Origin of the sequence: Mycolicibacillus koreensis (assembly GCF_002104795.1) — a bacterium.
GTDB lineage: Bacteria > Actinomycetota > Actinomycetes > Mycobacteriales > Mycobacteriaceae > Mycobacterium > Mycobacterium koreense.
Map to the genome: position 1 here is coordinate 1 of NZ_NCXO01000058.1, position 19156 is coordinate 19156.

At 63.3% G+C, this 19156-nt stretch carries 13 protein-coding genes; 7 read left to right on the forward strand and 6 right to left on the reverse strand.

Annotation, left to right across the window (positions count from 1 at the left end; translation table 11 throughout):
- Nucleotides 1-197 precede the first annotated feature (197 nt).
- Genes B8W67_RS21440 through B8W67_RS21450 form a run of 3 tightly spaced genes read right to left on the reverse strand, consistent with a single transcriptional unit; the run spans nucleotide 198 to nucleotide 2178 of the window.
- Nucleotides 198-1349 (reverse strand): tyrosine-type recombinase/integrase, encoded by a 1152-nt coding sequence (locus B8W67_RS21440; protein WP_085305452.1) that lies wholly within the window; start codon nucleotides 1347-1349, stop codon nucleotides 198-200.
- The gene (locus B8W67_RS21445) at nucleotides 1346-1972 is read right to left on the reverse strand and encodes a helix-turn-helix domain-containing protein (protein ID WP_085305454.1); all 627 of its coding nucleotides are present in this window, start codon (nucleotides 1970-1972) and stop codon (nucleotides 1346-1348) included. The genes B8W67_RS21440 and B8W67_RS21445 overlap by 4 nt, the downstream gene beginning before the upstream one ends.
- Nucleotides 1972-2178 (reverse strand): hypothetical protein, encoded by a 207-nt coding sequence (locus B8W67_RS21450; protein WP_085305456.1) that lies wholly within the window; start codon nucleotides 2176-2178, stop codon nucleotides 1972-1974. The genes B8W67_RS21445 and B8W67_RS21450 overlap by 1 nt, the downstream gene beginning before the upstream one ends.
- Before the next feature lie 434 nt (nucleotides 2179-2612).
- On the opposite strand from B8W67_RS21450, the gene B8W67_RS18045 reads away from it, so the two are divergent.
- The 3 genes from B8W67_RS18045 to B8W67_RS18055 all read left to right on the forward strand — a co-directional run bounded on the left by B8W67_RS18045 (nucleotide 2613) and on the right by B8W67_RS18055 (nucleotide 5184).
- Nucleotides 2613-2837 (forward strand): helix-turn-helix domain-containing protein, encoded by a 225-nt coding sequence (locus tag B8W67_RS18045; protein ID WP_085305458.1) that lies wholly within the window; start codon nucleotides 2613-2615, stop codon nucleotides 2835-2837.
- 80 nt (nucleotides 2838-2917) lie between these two features.
- Complete coding sequence (locus B8W67_RS18050; protein WP_264033378.1) at nucleotides 2918-3673, forward strand: bifunctional DNA primase/polymerase; 756 nt, start codon at nucleotides 2918-2920, stop codon at nucleotides 3671-3673.
- Nucleotides 3670-5184: a DNA primase family protein gene (locus tag B8W67_RS18055; protein ID WP_163797297.1), complete on the forward strand. Its 1515-nt coding sequence runs from the start codon at nucleotides 3670-3672 to the stop codon at nucleotides 5182-5184. Before B8W67_RS18050 ends, B8W67_RS18055 begins: the two co-directional genes overlap by 4 nt.
- A gap of 308 nt (nucleotides 5185-5492) precedes the next feature.
- Here B8W67_RS18055 and B8W67_RS18060 read toward each other — a convergent pair whose 3' ends face one another.
- The 3 genes from B8W67_RS18060 to B8W67_RS18070 all read right to left on the reverse strand — a co-directional run bounded on the left by B8W67_RS18060 (nucleotide 5493) and on the right by B8W67_RS18070 (nucleotide 11296).
- Nucleotides 5493-6464, reverse strand: a complete 972-nt coding sequence (locus tag B8W67_RS18060; RefSeq protein WP_085305464.1) for an IS481 family transposase — start codon at nucleotides 6462-6464, stop codon at nucleotides 5493-5495.
- Nucleotides 6465-6581: 117 nt separating this feature from the next.
- On the reverse strand, nucleotides 6582-9194 hold the full coding sequence (locus tag B8W67_RS18065) for a DEAD/DEAH box helicase (protein WP_085305466.1): 2613 nt from the start codon (nucleotides 9192-9194) through the stop codon (nucleotides 6582-6584).
- Nucleotides 9191-11296, reverse strand: coding sequence for a site-specific DNA-methyltransferase (locus B8W67_RS18070; protein WP_085305468.1), 2106 nt, complete (start codon nucleotides 11294-11296; stop codon nucleotides 9191-9193). The genes B8W67_RS18065 and B8W67_RS18070 overlap by 4 nt, the downstream gene beginning before the upstream one ends.
- 126 nt (nucleotides 11297-11422) lie before the next feature.
- Here B8W67_RS18070 and B8W67_RS18075 point away from each other — a divergent pair, with 126 nt between their 5' ends.
- The 4 genes from B8W67_RS18075 (at nucleotide 11423) to B8W67_RS18085 (ending at nucleotide 18908) form a co-directional block, all read left to right on the forward strand.
- On the forward strand, nucleotides 11423-14197 hold the full coding sequence (locus B8W67_RS18075) for an ATP-dependent helicase (protein WP_085305470.1): 2775 nt from the start codon (nucleotides 11423-11425) through the stop codon (nucleotides 14195-14197).
- 102 nt (nucleotides 14198-14299) lie between these two features.
- Entirely contained in the window at nucleotides 14300-16339 is a 2040-nt protein-coding gene (locus B8W67_RS18080; protein WP_085305472.1) for a helicase HerA domain-containing protein, read from the forward strand.
- Nucleotides 16339-17739: a hypothetical protein gene (locus B8W67_RS21010; RefSeq protein ID WP_163797296.1), complete on the forward strand. Its 1401-nt coding sequence runs from the start codon at nucleotides 16339-16341 to the stop codon at nucleotides 17737-17739. The genes B8W67_RS18080 and B8W67_RS21010 overlap by 1 nt, the downstream gene beginning before the upstream one ends.
- Nucleotides 17736-18908, forward strand: coding sequence for a DNA adenine methylase (locus tag B8W67_RS18085; RefSeq protein ID WP_163797294.1), 1173 nt, complete (start codon nucleotides 17736-17738; stop codon nucleotides 18906-18908). Before B8W67_RS21010 ends, B8W67_RS18085 begins: the two co-directional genes overlap by 4 nt.
- Nucleotides 18909-19156 lie beyond the last annotated feature (248 nt).

Genomic DNA, 19156 nt, shown 5'->3' on the forward strand with positions numbered 1-19156 from the left:
CGGCGGCACTGACCGCCTGAACCATCTCAACGAAGAATCATGCGACGACGTCGTACACCACACCCGTGGACTTGACCCACAGGTGGTGGAGCTACGGGATATCGAACCCCGGACCTACTCGATGCGAACGAGACTGTCCGGCGTGCCGCGCCGCAGACCAGAGACGTCTCCATCAGCTTGAACGGCAGTGTTTCCAGTCAGCTAGTAGCACGATGTATCTGCCCAGCGCTGCCCGTTGTGTCCTCGCCGTGTCCTCGGAGCGCCTGTTCGCGCTGGTGTTCGATGGCGTCGGCCACCCGGTCGAGGTCGTCATCGAAGAATTGGGAGTAGGTGTCCATCGTCATTCGACTGCTGGCGTGACCCAACAAGGTCTGCACGCCCTTGACCGTGGCCCCGGCCTGAATCGCCAGGGTTGCCCCGGTCCGGCGCATCGCATGGATCGTCACCTTCGGGAACGCCGGGTCGGCCTCGATGCACCGTTTGACGGCCGGGTTGAACACGCGCGGCCGGAAGATCGAGTTCCGCAGGACCGCACCCGATGGCGTCGTGAACACCAGGTCGTCCCGGGCCTTGCCGGTCATCTGCTGTGCCAGCGGCTGCACCAGGCTGGCCGGGATCGGCACGACGCGCGCACGGCCGGTCTTCGGCGTCGACCAGACCAGTTCGCCTTTGACCTCGGTCACCCCGCGCCGGACGTGGATCCGCCGCCTCAGCATGTCGAAGTCCTGGACACGAAGCGCCGCCAGTTCCCCCCACCGCAGCGCGGTGTAGGCCAACACCTCGATCACCAGGCGATTCGGCTCCCCCACCTGGTCGGCCAGCGCGGCGACTTGCCGGTGAGATAGGAATGGCCGGTCGGGCGGTTGACGCTTGGGCACCTTGATCCGGCTGGCGGGCGACACCGCGATCAGTCCGTCCTCGACGGCCAGGTCGAACAGCTGCCGGACGATGCCGACGACCCGCTCGATGGTGGCCGCGCCGACGCCCGCCGTTTGCAGCTCACTGACCCACGCGCGGACTTCACTCGGCTTGACCGAGCCCAGCGGCCGGTGCGCCCACTTCGGCTCGACGTGGTGGGCGTACCAGAGTTTGAGGTTGTGCCGGGTCGTCGGTTTCAGGTGGGCCTGCTGGGTGTCCCACCGTTTGGCGATCGAGCCGATGGTTTGCTTGCCGAGGCCGGGGTCGACCCACTCGCCGCGAGCGGTCTTGACCTCCAGGTCGGCTTGCCACAGCTGCGCCGAACGCTTCGTCGGGAAGGACTTCTTGCGGCGGAACCGGCCGCGTTCGTCACGCCACCGAACTTCCCAGAGCCGGCCCGACTTGGTCGCGTACGGGTGAACGCTGCTCACAGCCTGGCCTCGATCTGGGCGACCAGTTCGCGGGTGATTTGGCCGAGCCGGGAGACGTTCGCCCCGGGTTCGGCGCGGTCGCGCTGCTCGGACAGGTTGACGCCCCACAGGTTGACGCTGTGCCGGGTCAGTTCCGCCAGGTCGATGCCGAGCCGTTTGGCTGCGCGCTGCTCGGCAAGCCCGGACTGGTCCATCGCGATCAGGTACGGCAGCACCTTGGTCTGCGGCACTCCGAAATCGGCTGCGGCTCCGGCGAGGTCGGCCCAACCCAGCCGGCGGGCGATGTCGAGCGGCCCGACGTTCGTCTGCCCATCCGGTTCGACGGCCTGGCCGCGGAACAGGCCGGCACGCTGGTCGCCCTCGAACAGGTCGGCCAGGGCGACCGGCTGGTCGGCGAGGTTCGCCAACACTTGCGTGAGCGCCAGCACGGTGTCCACCTTGGCCTCGACCCGCCCTCCCTCCAGGTCGGAGACGCGGCCGGTGCTGTAGTTGAGTCCGTAGCGTTTGGCCTCGCGGGCGAAGGTCTCCAGCGATATTCCGTGCCGGGTGCGGATCCGACGTACGTTCGCGCCGATGACCCGCCGAACGTCGACGGGCGGAGTCGGCTTGTCGGTGATCTTCATCAGGCGGCCGCCTTCTCGATTGCGTTGAGTGCGATTCGGGCCGCCTGGAAACACAGCTCTTCTGACGCATCCGCACGTAGACGTTCACGTGCCTCCGCGGCCAGTGCGGCCAGATCGCGGTGCACGCTGACCGCAGCCAACAGGCGACCGACTTTGCTTGCCGCACGTGCATCATGTCCGGGCAGCCAGATGCCGCCGGCGGTCATGCCTTCACATCCGCATCCGCACTCACGCGGCTGTAGGGCTTTCCGGCCGGCAACCCGCCTAGCCGGGGCCAGCCCCGACTGGGCTCCAACCAGTTTCCGTCCCGCGTCAGTCAGGTAACCCGAGTCGACGACTAGGCCGCGCGTGGCCAGTGCGGCAACGGTGCGGTGGTGAACGGTGGCGCCTTGCCCGTCTGCGATGGCGTCCAGCGCCGCAGTCTGGGCTCGGTTCAATATCAGGTTCACGGCTAGCTCCTCCCGTAGTTGACTGTGGACCGACCAACACTGCTTACTCTATCACGCTAGAGATACGTAAAACGATTCGATACCACAACGAGTGCGATCGTAATAATCACTGCAACTATCATTGCGTCTCTGCTACGCTAGTGACACGCAAATCGCGTACGCACCGCCGAACCAATGGAAGGGATCGACCGATGAACAACGAGCCAGAACTCAAGCGCTACAACAACGATCGCGAGGTTGCAGCATTCCTCGACCTGTCGGTGGCCACACTGCGGCGCTGGCGCGTCGAGGGCACCGGACCCAAGTTTCACCGGATGGGCGCGAAAATCGTCTACCCACGTGAATGCGTCCTGGAATTTCTCGGCAAGCCCGTCTCCAGCCTGGCCGAAGCCGACGCCAGAAGATCTGCCAAATAGCAGTCGACCCCGACTCGCTCACGCGGAACCGGGGTCAATAGCACCCACCAGGAAGGGGTAAGACCATTAAAACACGATCGATATTTCGGCGGCTCGCAGCAGAGTTTGCCGCCCAAGGCCAGCGGATTTTCCCGTTGGTTCCCGGCACCAAGCGTCCCTATGCCGGGAGTCACGGCCATCTGGACGCCACCGATGACCCCCTTGTGGTGTCCCGTTGGGCTTCGGAGATGCCGGACGCCAACATCGGGATCAGACCGCCAGACAACCTCATCGTGCTGGATTTCGACTCCCCGGAAGCCCTGTCCTGGAGCACCGAGCAGGGGCTGGAGCTACCACCGACCCGGACAGTAGCCACCCGGCGCGGCTGGCACTACTACTACCGACTGAAGGAGCCGATCAAAGCTCGCGCCCATGTACCGGACGTGAAGATCGACATCAAGACCGAGCGGGGGTTCGTCCTGGCTCCGGGGTCGGTCGTCGAGGGACACGGCTACCGCCTGCTGCACGAAGGCCCCGTTACGGAACTACCAACCGACTGGCTGCCCTTGGTGATCCGCCCCAGGCCGGTACCGCGCACTGTCGACCAGGAGGGGCGCTATCAAGGCGACCCAACGAGATTGGCGCGACTGCTCAACGTGATGCGCCCCGGCGAGGGCCGACGCAGCTTTCTGCGCTGGGCATTGTGCCAGGCGCACCGCGATTACGCCGGCGCCGAACTGGCCCAAGCCATCCACGCGCTCATCGAGGCGGCCGACTGCATCGGCCTGGATTCCGACAACACCGCCGAGCTGGCCGAATGGGCAGCCAGCCAATTCCACCAGGAGACGGAGCGATGAAGCTTTCCACCGACCTGATCCGCCAGATGGACATCGGGTCCCTTGAGCTGCGCGACGGCGACAACCGTCTGCGCCTGGACGACTCGCCGCTGTCGGCCTACCTCGCGCAGCGGTTGCGACCGCGCTACCGGTACGCCCCCGGACTGGGCTGGCTGCACTACAACGGCAGGGTATGGCGACGAGTGCCCGACGATCGCCTGACGACCGAGGTGCAGACCCAGTTCACGGCCCTGTTCACGGAGGAGGCACCGCACGTTGACGGCGACCGGCGCAAGCAGATCGCTGGTCTTCTCGCCAACCACCGGGTCCGGGCAGTCAAGGGCCTGCTGCGCGGCCTGCTATTGGAGGACGACAGCCGGTTCGATTCCCGCGACCACGCGCACCTGCTCAACACCCCGAACGGAGTCGTCGACCTGCGCACCGGCGAGCTGAGCCGGCACGACCCCGACCTGCTGCTGACCAAGATCACCAAGGCGGCGTACCGACCCGGCGCCTCGCACCCGGACTGGGACGAGACGCTGCAGGCGCTACCCGACCCGGAGGTCCGCACATGGTTGCAGGCACGGCTCGGGCAGGCGATCACGGGCCTTCCGCCCACCGACGACGTGCTGCCGATCTGGTACGGCGACGGGGCAAACGGCAAATCGACCGTGTTGGCCTTCCGGTTCGCCCTCGGCTCCTACGCAGGCGACATCAGTGAACGCGTGCTGACCGCCCGACCGAGCGACCATCCGACCGAGTTGACCGACCTCAAGGGCCTACGCCTGGCCGTCTTGGAAGAGCTGCCCGAAGGACCGCTGTCGGTCCGCCGGCTCAAGGCAATCCTGGGCACCGACCGGATGACTGCCCGCCGAATCAGCCGGGACACCATGACGTGGGACCCCACCCACACACCGGTGGTCACAACCAACTACCGGCCGCGTGTGGTCGAGGTCGACCACGGCACCTGGCGCCGGCTGGCGCTGGTGTCGTTCCCGCTGCGGTACCGCAAGCCCGGCCAGCCGCTGGAGCGCGACACCGACCGGCACGGCAGCGAGGGCCTGCGCGAGCGGATCAAGCACGGCACTGCACAGCAGGAGGCGGTGTTGGCGTGGCTGGTGGCCGGCGCCAAACGCGTCTACACCGAGACCGGCGAGCAGCAACTCCCGGTCCTGCCCACCCGGGTACGGGAGGACACCGACGCGTGGCGCAACGACGTCGACCTGCTGGCGCTGTTCGCCGCCGAACACCTGGTGTTCGACCCGGCGTGGGCGGTCCTGTCGCGCGACCTGTTCGCCGAGTTCACCCGGTTCCTGGAGGCTCACGGCCACGCAACGTGGTCCGACCAGACCTTCACCGAGAAGCTGCTGAACCACACCCTTGCCGCCGAACACCAGCTGACGAAGGCCCGCGTTCGGGCGAAGCAGTTGTCGTGGCCACGCTGGCAGAAGGCCCCGGAGCCGCCCGCCGGCAAGGCCGTGCAGGTTCTCGGCGTTCGCTTCCGCACCGCCAACGACGACCAGGAGGGCTGACCCCGAGCGCGCGACCGGGCAGGGGTGGGCAGCATTCCTCCCCCACCCCGTCGGGAAGTGATTTCCCAGAACACGGCCGGAAGACCCCAGCCCGCCCCTGCCCAGTTGCGCTCTAGCCCAGGTCACGGTGGGTGTGCAGCGGGGAGGCCCTCCTGGTTCCCTTGCCGCCCACCATGATCCGACCTTGGCCCAGACTCCGTGGTCCGACCTGACGCACTGCCGCATTAATTTCACCCGAACTGCCCATGCACGTCATCACAATGACGCCCAGGCCATGGCGCTAGGTGTCGTGACCTGACACGTTGTTGTCAGGCGGCGAGCCGGCTGATGGGTGGGTGTCCGCCGAGGGCGGAGTGGCCTCGTTGAGTGTTGTAGCGATGCAAGAATCGGTCAAGACCTCGGGTGCGTAGGTTGTTTGACGTCCAGGGGCGGGCGTAGGCCCATTCGTTGAGCAGGGTCCGGTTGAAGCGTTCTGCTTTGCCGTTGGTCCAGGGGAAGCCGGGTTTGATGAATCGGCGCCGCAGCCCCCAGGCGGTGCACACCCAGCCCCAGTTGGTGCCGCGGCGGTAGACCAGGGCGTTGTCGGTGAGTAGCCGTCGTACACGTATGCCGTGAGCGGTGAACCAGGCGATGGCGCGGTGCAGGAACTCCGCACAGGTCAGGTCTTTCTCGTCGGGGTGGACCTCGCTGTAGGCCAGCCGGGTGTGGTCGTCGATGGCGGTGTGGATGTAGTCGTAACCGATTCGGGTCTTCTTGTGCCGGTTGGCCACTGAGACTGCGGCATCGCGGCCGTGCAGGCGCCATCCGCCGCCTTTGGGGATCCGGCCGAGCTTTTTGACATCGACATGGACCAGCGAGCCTGGGGTGCGGTGTTCATAGCGGTTGGGGCTGCGCCGTGATGAGCGCACCGGCTCACCGGTGATCGGGTCGATCGCGGCCAGGTGTGGCACCTGGTGGCGTGCCAGGATCCGGCCCACGGTGGAGGCATGCAAGCCCAGTTCGGCGGCGAGTACGACCGCGCCGCGCTTGCGGCGCTGTCGAGCTCTGAGCACTTTCTGTTCGACCTTCTTGGTGGTGCGCGCCGGCATCCGGTGTGGCCGCGAGGAGCGATCCTGCAACGCCTCCAGCCCGCCTTCGTCGTATCGACGCAGCCACTTGTAGACCGTGGCCCGTGAAATGCCCAGCTGTTCAGCGACATGAGCGGGCGGCCAACCAGCGGCGACACGTTCCACAATCAGACGTCGAGCGAAAACATTGGTGCGGGCGTTAGCGTGAGACACGAGGACCTCCTTCGGAATGAATGCCTAGACACATCCACTCCGTCAGGAGGTCCTCCCCATTTCAAGCAGGCACGCCGTCAATAACGTGTCAGGTCACTACAGCTAACCGCTCACACCTCAATCCTGACCGGTGTCGTAGTCCGCCGCGAGATCCGACCGGTACAAGTCGGCCGCGCTCTCGCTTCCCACCCGCACCGCCTCACGCACTTCGAGCCGCTGCATATCCAAAACCCGCATCCCTCCGTCGATCTCGGTGATGGCCTCGATGCGGTGAAACGCCTCTCCGTACTTGTCCGCGAACGCCGCGAGCGCTCTGAGTTTCATCGCAGCGTCGTCAAGGTGGTGTCCATGCGGGTCGACGATCGACGCGGCGATCTCGCCAGCGACGTCGTTGAAGAACACGAAGTCCGGGTGCATGGACCGCCAGTTCGCCGTGGTGTCGTCCCGGTAGGCGATGCCCAACGAGTCGACAGCCGGCCGCGACGGATTCCGATACCACGCCTTCACGTTCGAGCGAGCCAGTTCCGTCCGTACGATTTGGCGCTCCCACCCGTTGAGCGTCGTCAGCGGGAACTGTCCGTCGCCATCAGACATCAGATGCAACGGCGCCAGTGGCGCGGGCACGAACTCGTCCTCCACCTCGATCGAAAACCCCTCCACCCGGGTCCGCGGCGGGCGCAGCGCGCCCAGTTGGGGCTCAGTGGCCATGGCGCGGATATCTTCGTACGCCTGCTGCCGCTCGTCCGGGAGTTCTTTCAGCCGCACGCGGTGCTTGGCGAACAGGTCATCGGTGAGCCTGATCGCCTCCGTGCCGACCTTGTCACGCACCTCCTTGACGGTCGCGAGTGCCGCCGTACGGACATACGCATCACGCAGACGATCGTCGTCCGGGTCATCAGGCGCAGCGAGGTGGTTGACGTACGACTGGGCCACGTCGGCGCCGAACGCCTTCTTCGCGGCCTCGAACCCGGTACGGATAGCACGGTCGTCAGCGTGCTCGACAAACTCGGTGTACGACAGTCCGGTCTTGCCGAACCGGCCGGCGATTTCCTTGATGTGGACGTCCCACACTTCGCGGACCGCGGCCTCGATTTGGGTTTCATAAAGCTCCCCGTACGCATCGAGGATGCGGTGCAGCTCCGCCTCGACCTCGCTGAGCGCTCCGGGGTGGACCGCGTCTGCGGACAACGCCTGCGCCAGAGCCACGAGCCGCTTGACCGGACGCGCTCCGCGCTGCGGCAGCGTCTGAGTAGGCAGCGCCGCCCACCTGTCCCACACGGCATCGTCCACCCCCGGATTCCGCAGCAGTTCCTTGCCGTCGATGACCGCCTTCCTCGTGGCGGCCGGCATCTCCTCCAAGTCGCCGGTGAGGAACCGAACGACCTTGACCGCCGTCGTGCGGTCGAAGAACGGCAAGATGCAGTCGACAGCATTAAGTCGCTCGTCACCCGGAACACGGCGCGCCAGCGGGTTGCGCACCATACGTCCGAGCAGCTGCGTGATGTGCGTGTGGTCCTTCGCTGGCCGGAACGACACCAACACCTCGGCTCGTGGGCAGTCCCAGCCTGTCGAGATGGCGTCCTTCGCGATGAGAACGCGCACGCCCTTTTCGTCCTGCACGCGTTGGGGTTCGATCCAGTCGACCTCCCACGCTCCGAACTTCTGCGTCGAGTGGTCACCGAGCACGTGCCGCACGGACGACGACTTTAGCTCCGGGTACTCGGCAAAGATCGTGTCGATGGCAACACCGACGTCGTCGGGGTTCGGCGTGTTCGGCGTCTGGAGGACCAGCAGCGGGTGCACCGCCTCCAACAGCCCTTGCGACTTCGCGTAGGCCTTCCACCGCTCGGTGGCCTCCTTCAGCTTTCGAGCAGCCCGGCGCACGAGCACCGAGTCAAAATTCCCGACCTCGTCGGGGATGTCGAGCACCAGAGCATCCTTGACTAGGCCGGACTCCTGCACGCGGCCCGGGTCGACTCTCACAGGCGGAAGCGCGCGCCGGCCCCGGGTCGCTTCGGACTCAGTCATGGCCGTCTCGAACTTCTCGATGGTCGCCGAAATACCCCACACGACGGGGATCGGGGGGCGCACCTTGGTGCCGTTGATGAGGCGCCGCACGATCGTGGGCTTGTCCGACTGAACCCGCCCGTTAAAGCCCCGGTGAGCTTCGTCGAGCACCAGGTACAAGGTCAGGCCGGCATCCCCGATGGTGTTCGCGAGCGTCTCCCAGATTGTCCACCCCTGCATATCGGGTGGCGCAATCGCAGCCAGGCCGGTGATCTGCTCCTGATCGCCTGAGGCTGTCTCGACGTGTCCTCGCGTGAGCAGTGAACTCTTGCTGAGCTTTTGGGTGTTCAGGAAGTACACCTTGCCGGGGTCCAATCGCGGTTTGGCGAACGGCGGTTCGACACGAACCAGATTGGTGTAGTTGAACTTCTCCGATGCCTGCATGAGGCGGTTGCGCGTCTGCTCGTTCAGGCTCGGGTCGTCCGAGAACCACACCACGACCGCTCCCGGGTCAGGGGCGAAGTCGAACGCTTCGTTACCCCAGAACAGCGCCTCGATCGCGGCGGCCGCCATCACGGTCTTTCCGGCACCGGTCGTCGCAGTCAATGAGAACGCCGACACCTCGCGTTTGTCGGGATCCTTGAAAAGGTTCCGCGCCCGTTGGAGGTTGACGAGGACATCGTCAACGGCCTCCACCTGGTAGTCCTTGAGCGTGAACCTCACAGTGCACCTCGCCCGGACTCGATCTCGAAGTTTCGCAGGTACGACTCGTACAGTCGAATCGCCTCGACGTGGTCCGGCAACTCTTGCGCCACACTCTCGAAGAGTCGATCCTCATCGGTGATGATGTAGGCATGCGCAACAGCCTCGTTAGCGGCGATGGCCTTTAGAAAGTCTTCGGTCTTGTCCAGATCTGCAAGCACACCATAGTTGTCAGAGACTTCCCAACCCCCCGAAATGTCGTCGATCCTGCGCCCCTGTGATCCGGATCGCATCCAGAGAAGCGGCGCAATCCTCGTGAACTCGCGATTGCTTGCGACACGCAGCGGTGATTCATAACAAAGCGAGAAGAATTCGACATTCTCATCGAAGCCTTCGCATATTGGGAATTCATCAACGAACTTATACTCACCTGCAATTAGCTCACCTTCAGGAGTCTTCCCGGTGACCGCAGCAGCAATACGAGGCTTGGTGATGTATTCGCAAATTCCCCACCTCTCCCATTCTGCGTCGCCGGGCCTCAAGCCCTGTTTATACAACCCATTTCGCTCGTCAGCAGCGACTTCGTTATTTGTTACCAAAATCGCCTGACGCCGACCGCCGTCCTGCCTGTTCAACCGCATGGCAGCGTGCAAAGTCGTACCCGATCCAGCGAAGAAATCGAGCACTATTGCATTTGGTTTCGATCCGACAAACAAGCGGAGGACGTCTTCAACTGCATAGATCGACTTGGAATAGGGAAATTTTCGCCCAGGGATCAACGACGAAAGCAGCCCCGTACCATTGCTTTGCGCGTTGTGCGATTCCCTGTCCCACTGAGTGGTCGGCAGCGATGCCTTTCCGGTGACATACTCGACGATTGCCGACCCATTCGAATCATGACCAGTAACGAGAAGTTCACCATTCGCAATTTCTGCGACTTGACCACTCGTCAGGTAATACAGTGTAGGAGGTTTGCCATTCCTGCCAGGAGTGGCCTTCACAAACCCCTCCGCTAGGCGCTTGCGCAACGTTGCAGGAGTCAATCCCCAAACCATCTCTGTGCCATCGGGCTTGAGCGGCCACAGGGTCTGACATCCAGGCAGATCTGAGACCGTGGAACGATCAACGCCTACCGGTATTGAGGTCCCCACATGCTCAATGCGGCCCGAATCGACGCCTAAATATATCGGATAAAATTGATCAGGACGCGACTGCGGACCATTTCTCCGTGACGAGTTTTCAAATCTCCGAAGACTCGCCCATCGCACTTTCTTATCTGAGATTTGCCGTTCGGCGAATAATTCCTGGTCTCCAAATAGGACAAGAAAAATGAACTCGTTGGTCCTAGTGAGTTCATTAGTTCGAACAACGCCCTTACGATTGATTACGGATGACACCATTTGAATTTTCGCTTCCGGGAATAACTGCTCCAGTAACAATCCAAGCCTGAGGTACTCTCGCTCGTCGATTGTGACGATCAATGCAGAAGAAAGCGGATTCAGTAGATTGCGACAAACAATTAGACGACGCTCCATGAATGCCAACCACTTTGAATGGCGGTAAAGATCGTCACCTTCGACGTAATGATTATTATACTTCCAGTCCTTGGCGCCCGAATTATAAGGCGGGTCGATATAAACGCAGTCAACCTTTCCGCGATGGGTATACGACAGCATTTCAAGCGCATGGTAATTTTCGGCATTGATCACCGCATGGAAGGGCTTATCTCCACCTCGCTCGAGCGTGTCCGTGGAAACCAGACTCGGATAGATTGGGTCCCGGAACTCCGCGACCACGACGAGGTCGTCGAGAGCTCCGTCTCGTGTCTCATCGTCCGCAAGCGCGGCAAGAGACGCCGTCCCGGACGTTCGGTCCACTCCCACCACACGCCAGAGCCTCCCGTCGGGCTGCTTTGGCATCGCTCCACGCGGCGGAAGGATCCGAACTTTGTCTCCCTTTCGCACCGGGCGACCGGGGAGTTCCACCGCCTCAGGGACGTGCCGTTCGAAGTTCAAGCCGAATGCCCGCCGGTCAGCGAGCACAGCCACTTCCCGTTCGAGGTCTTGGGCGAGCTGCGGCTCCTTCTCTCGGAGCTGGCGCAGTAGGTCGGTGAGCCTGGACACGGTCCTCCCATCACGTCACAACGGAGATAGCCTGCCACGACGGCCAGGGCAGGCCCACCTTAAACTGCGGCCACGACACCGGGAGATCCGTGCAGTCTGCTCAGCGTCCTGTAAACATTGGTGATCATGACGTCGTACACCGCCGCCCAGGCAGAGGCCATCCAGTGCCTCGACGAACCGTTGCAGATCATCGCGTGCGCAGGGTCCGGCAAGACGCAAGTCATCTCACAGCGGATTGCTGCGATCCTGGCCCAGCCCGGGGTCGAGCCCCGCAACGTCATCGCGTTCACTTTCACCGAGAAGGCAGCAGCGGAACTCAAAGAACGCGTTCTGTCGATCGTCGAAGCGGAACTCGGCGAGGTCAGAGGACTCGCCGAGATGTACGTGGGCACCATGCACGGGTACGCCCTCGATTTGTTGCAGCGGCTGGTGCCGGAGAAGTTCAAGTTCTCAGTCCTGACCGACATAACTGCCCGGTTGTTCGTCGACAGGTACAGCGGTAAGTCTGGACTGACGTCGTGCCCGGTGAGCGCCAGGCAGGGCGTGCTGAAACGGTACGTCGACTCCAAGCTGTATTTACAGGCCCTCAGCGTGCTGCGCGAAGACCAGGTTGAGATCGACAGCGTGCCGGCGGGCGTTCTCGGGTCGTTCGACAAGTACACGACCCTGCTTAGCGAACACGCGATGTTCGACTACACGCAGATGATTTTCAGCGCGGTTCAGTACCTCGAAGGCGACCCGTACGAGGACGATGACAACGTTCGCGTTCAGGATCACGTTAAGAACGACATCAAGTACGTCGTCGTCGACGAATACCAGGACGTCAACCCGCTCCAAGAGCGACTGGTGGCGGGGCTGGCCCGATTTGGCGCCAACCTCTGCGTCGTCGGCGACGACGACCAGACCATCTACCAGTGGCGCGGCAGCCAGGTGACAAACATCGTTAAATTCGACCAGCGGTACCAGGGCGTACGGCGGGTCACGCTCGACGACAACTTCCGATCCAGCCGCGGCATCGTCGAACTCGCCCGCTCAGTCGCCGAACGCATCCCCGCCGCGGACCGGCTGTCGAAGTCGATGGTCGCCGCCGGGCACCAGCAGTGGAAGCGTGGCGATCTGCTGGCCCTCAGCTTCGACGATCCCGACGCAGAGGCCGTGTGGATCGTCGACAGGGTCCAGGAGCTCCACGGGCTAGCCTTTAGCGACCGGCCTGACAGCGAGCCCCGCGGGTTGTCCTGGTCGGACTGCGCAGTGCTATTCCGGTCCGTATCACACGACTCCGGACCGGTGGTGGACGAGTTGCGCCGGCGGGGTATCCCGTTCGTCGTCAAGGGTCTGAACAAGCTGTTCGACAGCCCCGAAATCATGGCCGTCGTCGGCATCTTCCGATTCATGGTCCGCGAGATTGACGCTGACCTGCTGAAGAGCCTCTGGGACCGAGCACAGCTGATGCCGAGTAGTTCAGACTGGCCGAGTGGTTTGCGGGTGCTCGACACCGCACGCACTTTCGTCGACAGCGGGCAGCGCTCGGTCTACAGCAACCTGCAGCGGCTGTACCTCGATTTCCTGGAGGCACTGAAGATGCGGGAGGACACTCTTCCCGGCGACCCAACACGCGGCGAACTCGTGTACTACCAACTCGGCAAGTTCAGCCAGGCCATCTCCGACTACGAGCAGATCCACTTCACAACCGAGGCCAAGGCGAAGTACGACGGATTCGTCAAATGGCTCGAGCACCAGGCGCCCAGCTACTACGCCGACGCTGACGCCGACGTCGGCTACGCGACCCCGGACGCCGTCACGATCGCAACGGTGCACCAGGCCAAGGGCCTGCAGTGGCCGGCCGTGTTTCTGCCGGCGATGCGCAAGAACCGGTTTCCGTCACGGGTGATGGGCGGAGTCTCCCTGCGCCACGTCATTCCGGACGAGGCGCTCGACGATCCCGCCCGATATCGAGGAACGGTCGACGACGAGACACGTTTGCTCTACGTCGCGGTGACCCGCGCCCAGAAGTACCTCTCCGTGACGTTCGCGCCAATCGCGGACAACCAGCAGCAGCGCAACCGCTCCGACTTCTTCGACCACATCGCCTCCCAGCAGTGGGTGTCGACCGCCCCGTCGCCGCTCACCGGCACTCGGCTTCCACCCCACCCGGTGCACGAGACCCCACAGGTCACCCTGTCCTTCTCCGAGCTGAAGTACCTGTTCGAGTGTCCGTACCAGTTCAAGCTTCGGTTCCTGTACGGCTTCAACCCGCCGATCCACGAAGCCCTCGGCTACGGTAAAGGCCTCCACGACGTGCTGGCGGAGGTCCACAAGCGCGCACTCGACGGTGACCTCGTTACGAAGGACGCCGCCCCGGCGCTGGTCGACCGGCACCTCAACACACCGTTTGCGTACCCCACTCTTCGGGATCAGCTGCGGCGGGCGGGCATACAAGCCATCGAGCGGTACTTCGACACGCACGGCGACGAGATCGCGAACACCGAGTTCTCCGAAAAGCAGATCCAGGTGCACGTCGCGCCCGGCATCACCGTGGACGGCCGGATCGACCTGATCCGCCGTCTCGACACCGGCGAAGTCGCAATCGTCGACTTCAAGTCCACCGATCGCGCCCAGGCTGAAGACGTCACCCGCGACCAGCTGCATGTGTACGCCGTCGGGTACCAGGAGCTCACTGGCCGCTCCGCGGACCTGATCGAGGTACTCAACCTCGACGAGAAGGGCAAAACCACGCGCGAGGTGATCGACGACCCGCTCATGACCGCCGTCCGCGACAAAATCCGCAACGCGGGCGAATCGCTCCGAACCAACAACCTCCCACGACTACCCGTCTGGGACGAAGGCGTGTGCGGCTCGTGCGACTTCGTCGGGGTCTGCCGAGACCGCCCCCGCCGGTAACCTCCGCCGATTCGGCGACACCCGGCTCCGCATCCCCCGACCTTGTCGGACGGTCGTGGAACACTTCCCGACTAGGTAGTTCGATTTGTACGGAGGGACGACATGGCCGAGCTCATCCCCGGTGTCGGAGCCGGGTCACTGCTGAGATCCGAGTTGCTCGCTGACGACCGATCGACCCGGATCGGCGCCGTGTACCGCCTCGACTACAACGAGGCGACCGTTCTCACCCACGACCGGTGGAAATTCGAGGCGGGCGGCATCCCCCAATTTTCGTTTCTCCTCGCTACCGCGCAGGACATCAACACTCCGCAGGTCGACGACGACGAAGTTCTCCTGTTGCGCGTCGAGGGGACGTCGCCCCTGTCGCTAGAAGCCGACCTGCACGCCGTGCGCGAGGAGTCCCTCCGGGTTGCTCTGTCGAGCAGCCAGGACCCGTCACCTGCGGTCGTGCTCGACGTCGAGATGGACCCGTTCACCAAGAACCGGGTCTCGTTCACGGGCCTCCGTTGCAAGGTCCTCGGCACCTTCTACGAGGACGACGTCGACGGCAACAAGGTCCTCGAATTCGGCGCCGACGTCGACAACTTCTACGCGACGTCCACCTACCGGGTGCTTAAGCCGGTGGGTGAGGGTCTGTCAACGATCGCGTCTTACTTGAAGCCGACCGGACGCCCGGTCGAGCGGGTGCGTATCGGGGCCGTGCGCTACTCCGCGACGCGTCGGCGCGCGAAGGCGTCGAAGCAGGCCGACGCGGCGGTCCAGGTCAACATCCGCGATTTCATCGGGAACAAGACTGCGCTGCTCGGGATGACCCGAATGGGCAAGTCGAACACCGCCAAAACCATCATCGCGCGAACGTTCGTTGTCTCCGAGCGACAGCGAGCCGAAGGGAAGCCACCAGTCGGCCAACTCATCTTCGATCCTCAAGGCGAGTACGCAAACCCGAACACCCAGGATGGCACCGAAATTGCGGCTATCGGGGACAAGCACGTTCGCATCTTCAAGTTCGGAGCCGACGGCTCGCAGCCGCACGTGAAGCCCCTGTCGATCAACTTCTATTCCGAGAACCAGATCGACGCCGTCCAAAGCCTGATCTCGGATCAGCTAAGCACCGACGAAGCCGGCTACATCAAGGACTTCGCGGGGGCGTCGTTCAGAGATGTCCCGGGCGACCAGTCCGCGACGACGCACGCGCAACGTGCACGACTCGCCCTGTACGGCGCCCTCATGCGAGCCGGCTTCGATGTCCCAAGCGGCTTCCGGGCTCGTATCAATATGAAGTCCACGTTCCAGCAGTCCGTCGTCAGCGCACTCGGGCGCAACCCATTCACGCAGGCTGGCCCCACCTCTAACATCGTGGCGGTAGCGGCAACCGATATCGAAGATGTCGTCGAGAAGATCGTTGAACTGCGCGAGAGCGGGGATGCCGCCGCCGTTGACTTCGCCAAGAACGTTCGGTGGACAAGTGTCGAGCCAATCTTCACAACGAAGAGCGGGGGGCGAAACGTACGCGGCTGGAAGAACCTCAACCCGCTCCGGCCGTTTCATAGCCCACTGACCCAAAATGATCCAGCGCTTGAGATCTACGACGAACTCACTGACGGACGAATCGTCATCGTCGACCTGCACGTCGGAGCTCAGGCGATAACCAAAGCGTTGAGCGAGTCCATCACGGCACGTCTCCTTGAACGCCAGACTGAGGCCTTCACCTCAGGCAAGGAGCCCCCAGCGATCCAGGTCATGTTGGAGGAAGCGCACAACCTGTTCTCTTCTGACCGGTACAAGGACGACCGCGACATTTGGGTCAAGCTGGCGAAGGAGGCCAGCAAGTTGAACCTTGGTATGACCTACGCGACCCAGGAGGTGTCAGGCGTTGCACACCAGGTCAAAGCCAACACTGCCAACTGGGTGGTGGCGCACCTCAACAACACGAAGGAGGTTGGGGAGCTGGCCAAGTTTTACGATTTTGGCTCCTTCTCGGACGCCATCATCTCGTCCGAAGATCGCGGCTACGTGCGGCTCAAGACTCTGTCGTCGCCGTTTATTGTCCCGGTGCAAATCGACCGCTACGACGAGGAGCTCGTGAACGAGGCGCGAGCCGCGGCTGGAGACGCTCCACTGATGACGAACGGGCAGGCCTGATGCCGTATGAGACCGTAGGCGGCGCACACGAACTCGCGTCACGCCTCGGCCATTCAACGGCCGCAGTGCGCGCCGTCGCGGATCGACGCACGTTCTTCGTGCCTGCAGAGGCATTGCGTGATGCCGAAGACCTCAAGAAGAAGGTCCGGCACCGAGTGGAATTCAGCTTCCCGCCAGCTGAGACGCGGCTGGTCTCCGCGCTTGCGATCGATGGATCTCGTGATGTCGAGCAGGTGCGTGACGGCCTGCCGTCAGTGCTGTACGGCTTCGCCCAGATTGCGGCCGCCTACGTTGACCTCGACATCCTCGAGACCCAGAAGGCCGAACGTTTTGTCGACCCGTACGAGATTGAGCGGGCCGTCAATACAGCACTCGTGACGCTCGATCTCCCCGTTGCAGGCGCATACACGCGCGAAGGCGTCGATATCGCCACCTCGTGGCGCGAAGCGATCGACCACCTGTTCCGCACGAAGAGGATTGAGGTCAACCGTCTGAACCAGACGCTGCTTGAGCTGCTCTTCATGCTCCACGGTAAGCCAGGTGCGCCCGCTCCCACCGTCCCGGTGAACTGCCCGACCGACGACTGCAATAAGGACGTCCCGGTCGGACAATCCGGTGCGCAGTGCGACGCATGCGGCGTCTGGCTATTTCCGACCGACGTGCTCCGCATCCACGAAGAAGTCGGCGAGGAGATGCGAAATGAATCGGCACTCGGCCGCCTCATGGCGGTGGTCGAGCTGCTCAGTCTCGTCGGCCTGGCCACTCTGCTCTGGGAACAGTCCCGTAACGAACTGTTGTCGAGGACGCTTTTCATTGTTGACGGCCCTCTTGCTATGTACGGCCCGCCGGCGAAACTGCGTGGCAGAGCGCTCGACTACTTTCAGTCCATGACGGCAAAAACTCCCGGCGACGGACCGTTCGTGTGCGGGATCGAGAAGTCAGGCGCGATGGTCGACTACGCCCACCAGTTGGCGCGTCATGATGTCCTGATGCCTGGCGACCTCCTTGTGTGCGACGAGGATGTGATTGGTCGCGTCACCAACGCTAGCAACGCCCGTGCATACGGCAAGGAAACCTACTGGGGCAGGAAGTTCGTCTACCGGGCTTTGGACGGCCGTGTCGTCGTGCCGACCGTGATGCCTCCGACCGGGGCGCCCTACGACACCCAGGGCGGCCAGTCGGACCCTGACGATTACCCCACACTCCCTGCGATCCTGGACGTGATCGACCGGACCGGATCCTCGATGTACGTCGATGGGATCATTCCCGTCGCTGCGGCACATGGGAAGGCTGCGTTCCCAATCGGTGTCGGAACCGACGTTCTGCGACTGGTTGCAACCCAGCTGCTGGGCCTCGACCGCGCTGGTCGTACGGATACGGCACAGGTGCCGGCACCGTGACTGTCGCAGTGCACGGCACGAAGGCGCCCGGCGTCATCGCTCCGGTCCCGATCCGCAAGACACCACGCAGAATCGATCCCGCTCCGGCTGCGGTCACGCACGCCCTGGCCGACGGCCGGTATCAGAGCCCCCTCCGGTATCCCGGAGCAAAGAGTGGACTCGCGAACGTGATCGGAGAACTTCTCACCTCAGCCCAACAGTCCGCCGAGGTCAGGAAGGTTGACCTGCTAGTCGAACCGTTCGCCGGTGGCGCATCAACCACTCTCCGCCTTTTAGGCGCGGGGATTGTCGAGCGTGCGCTGCTGGCGGATGCTGACCCAATGGTGGCTGCCTTCTGGCAGGTGTCGGCGTCACGTACCCAGGAACTCATCGAGCGAATCTCCGACGAGCACCAAACCTACGTTGCAGCCGGAGGCTCAGTCGCACTGGAACGCTGGGACTATTGGCGAGCGTGGACTGCTCGGCCGGGCACTAGTCACGCGACAGCGGATCTTGAGCTGGCCACGAAGTGCCTGTTTCTGAATAGAACGACCTTCTCGGGGATTCTCCACGGACATGCCGGTCCTATCGGCGGACGAGCTCAGACCTCGGCCTACAGCATCGGGTGCCGGTTCAACCTCCCAAACCTGGTCGAACGCATCGAATTCCTCGGCCACCTTTACGACACGAAGCGACTCGTGGACGTCTGGCACTCAGACTGGAAAACCACATTGCACGGCGTCGCGTCGTACTACAAGACACTCCTCCCGAACCGGGTCGTTGCATACCTGGACCCGCCCTACCTGTCGAAGTCCGGCAAACTCTACCCACGATCGTTCGACGGCAGGGAAGGTCCGACGGGTAGCGACCTCTTCTGGACCGCCCAACTCCAACACCACCGCCTGGCCGAGTATCTGCGGCGCGAAATGCAGTACCGATGGATTCTGTCCTATGACCATGACGACCGGCTTTTGGCCGATGACGGGCTTTACGCCGCACGAGCCATGAGCCCAGACCCCGAAAACCGCCATCTGAGCGGTGTGAAGGCTTGGCGCATTTCGAAAAGGCTCGTAACTCTCAACTACACCGCCTCGGCACGGACCGGGCGAGGGTTGGCGAAAGAGTTGCTGATTACGACGCTGCCGTGGGCAAAGGTTCCCGTAAACGACCGCCTGCTGGCAGTCAGCTAGCTGAAGCCAACCCGGGACGCCCAACAGTGCCGTCACCAGCAGAGGGTCTGGGCTCGCACCACCGCCGCGCAGGACAACGTCTCGGTGCCCGAGCAAAACATCTCGCCCCATCAGGGGGGAGGAGCACCCAAGCCGCGATCCTCCCGGGCAATGGCGGCGTGCACGAGCAAGTGAGGTGGGCCCCCTGTAGTGGTCCAGTCGTTGTGGGACTCTGTTGCCCGAGTGTTCGGGCAGGAAGAATCAATCAA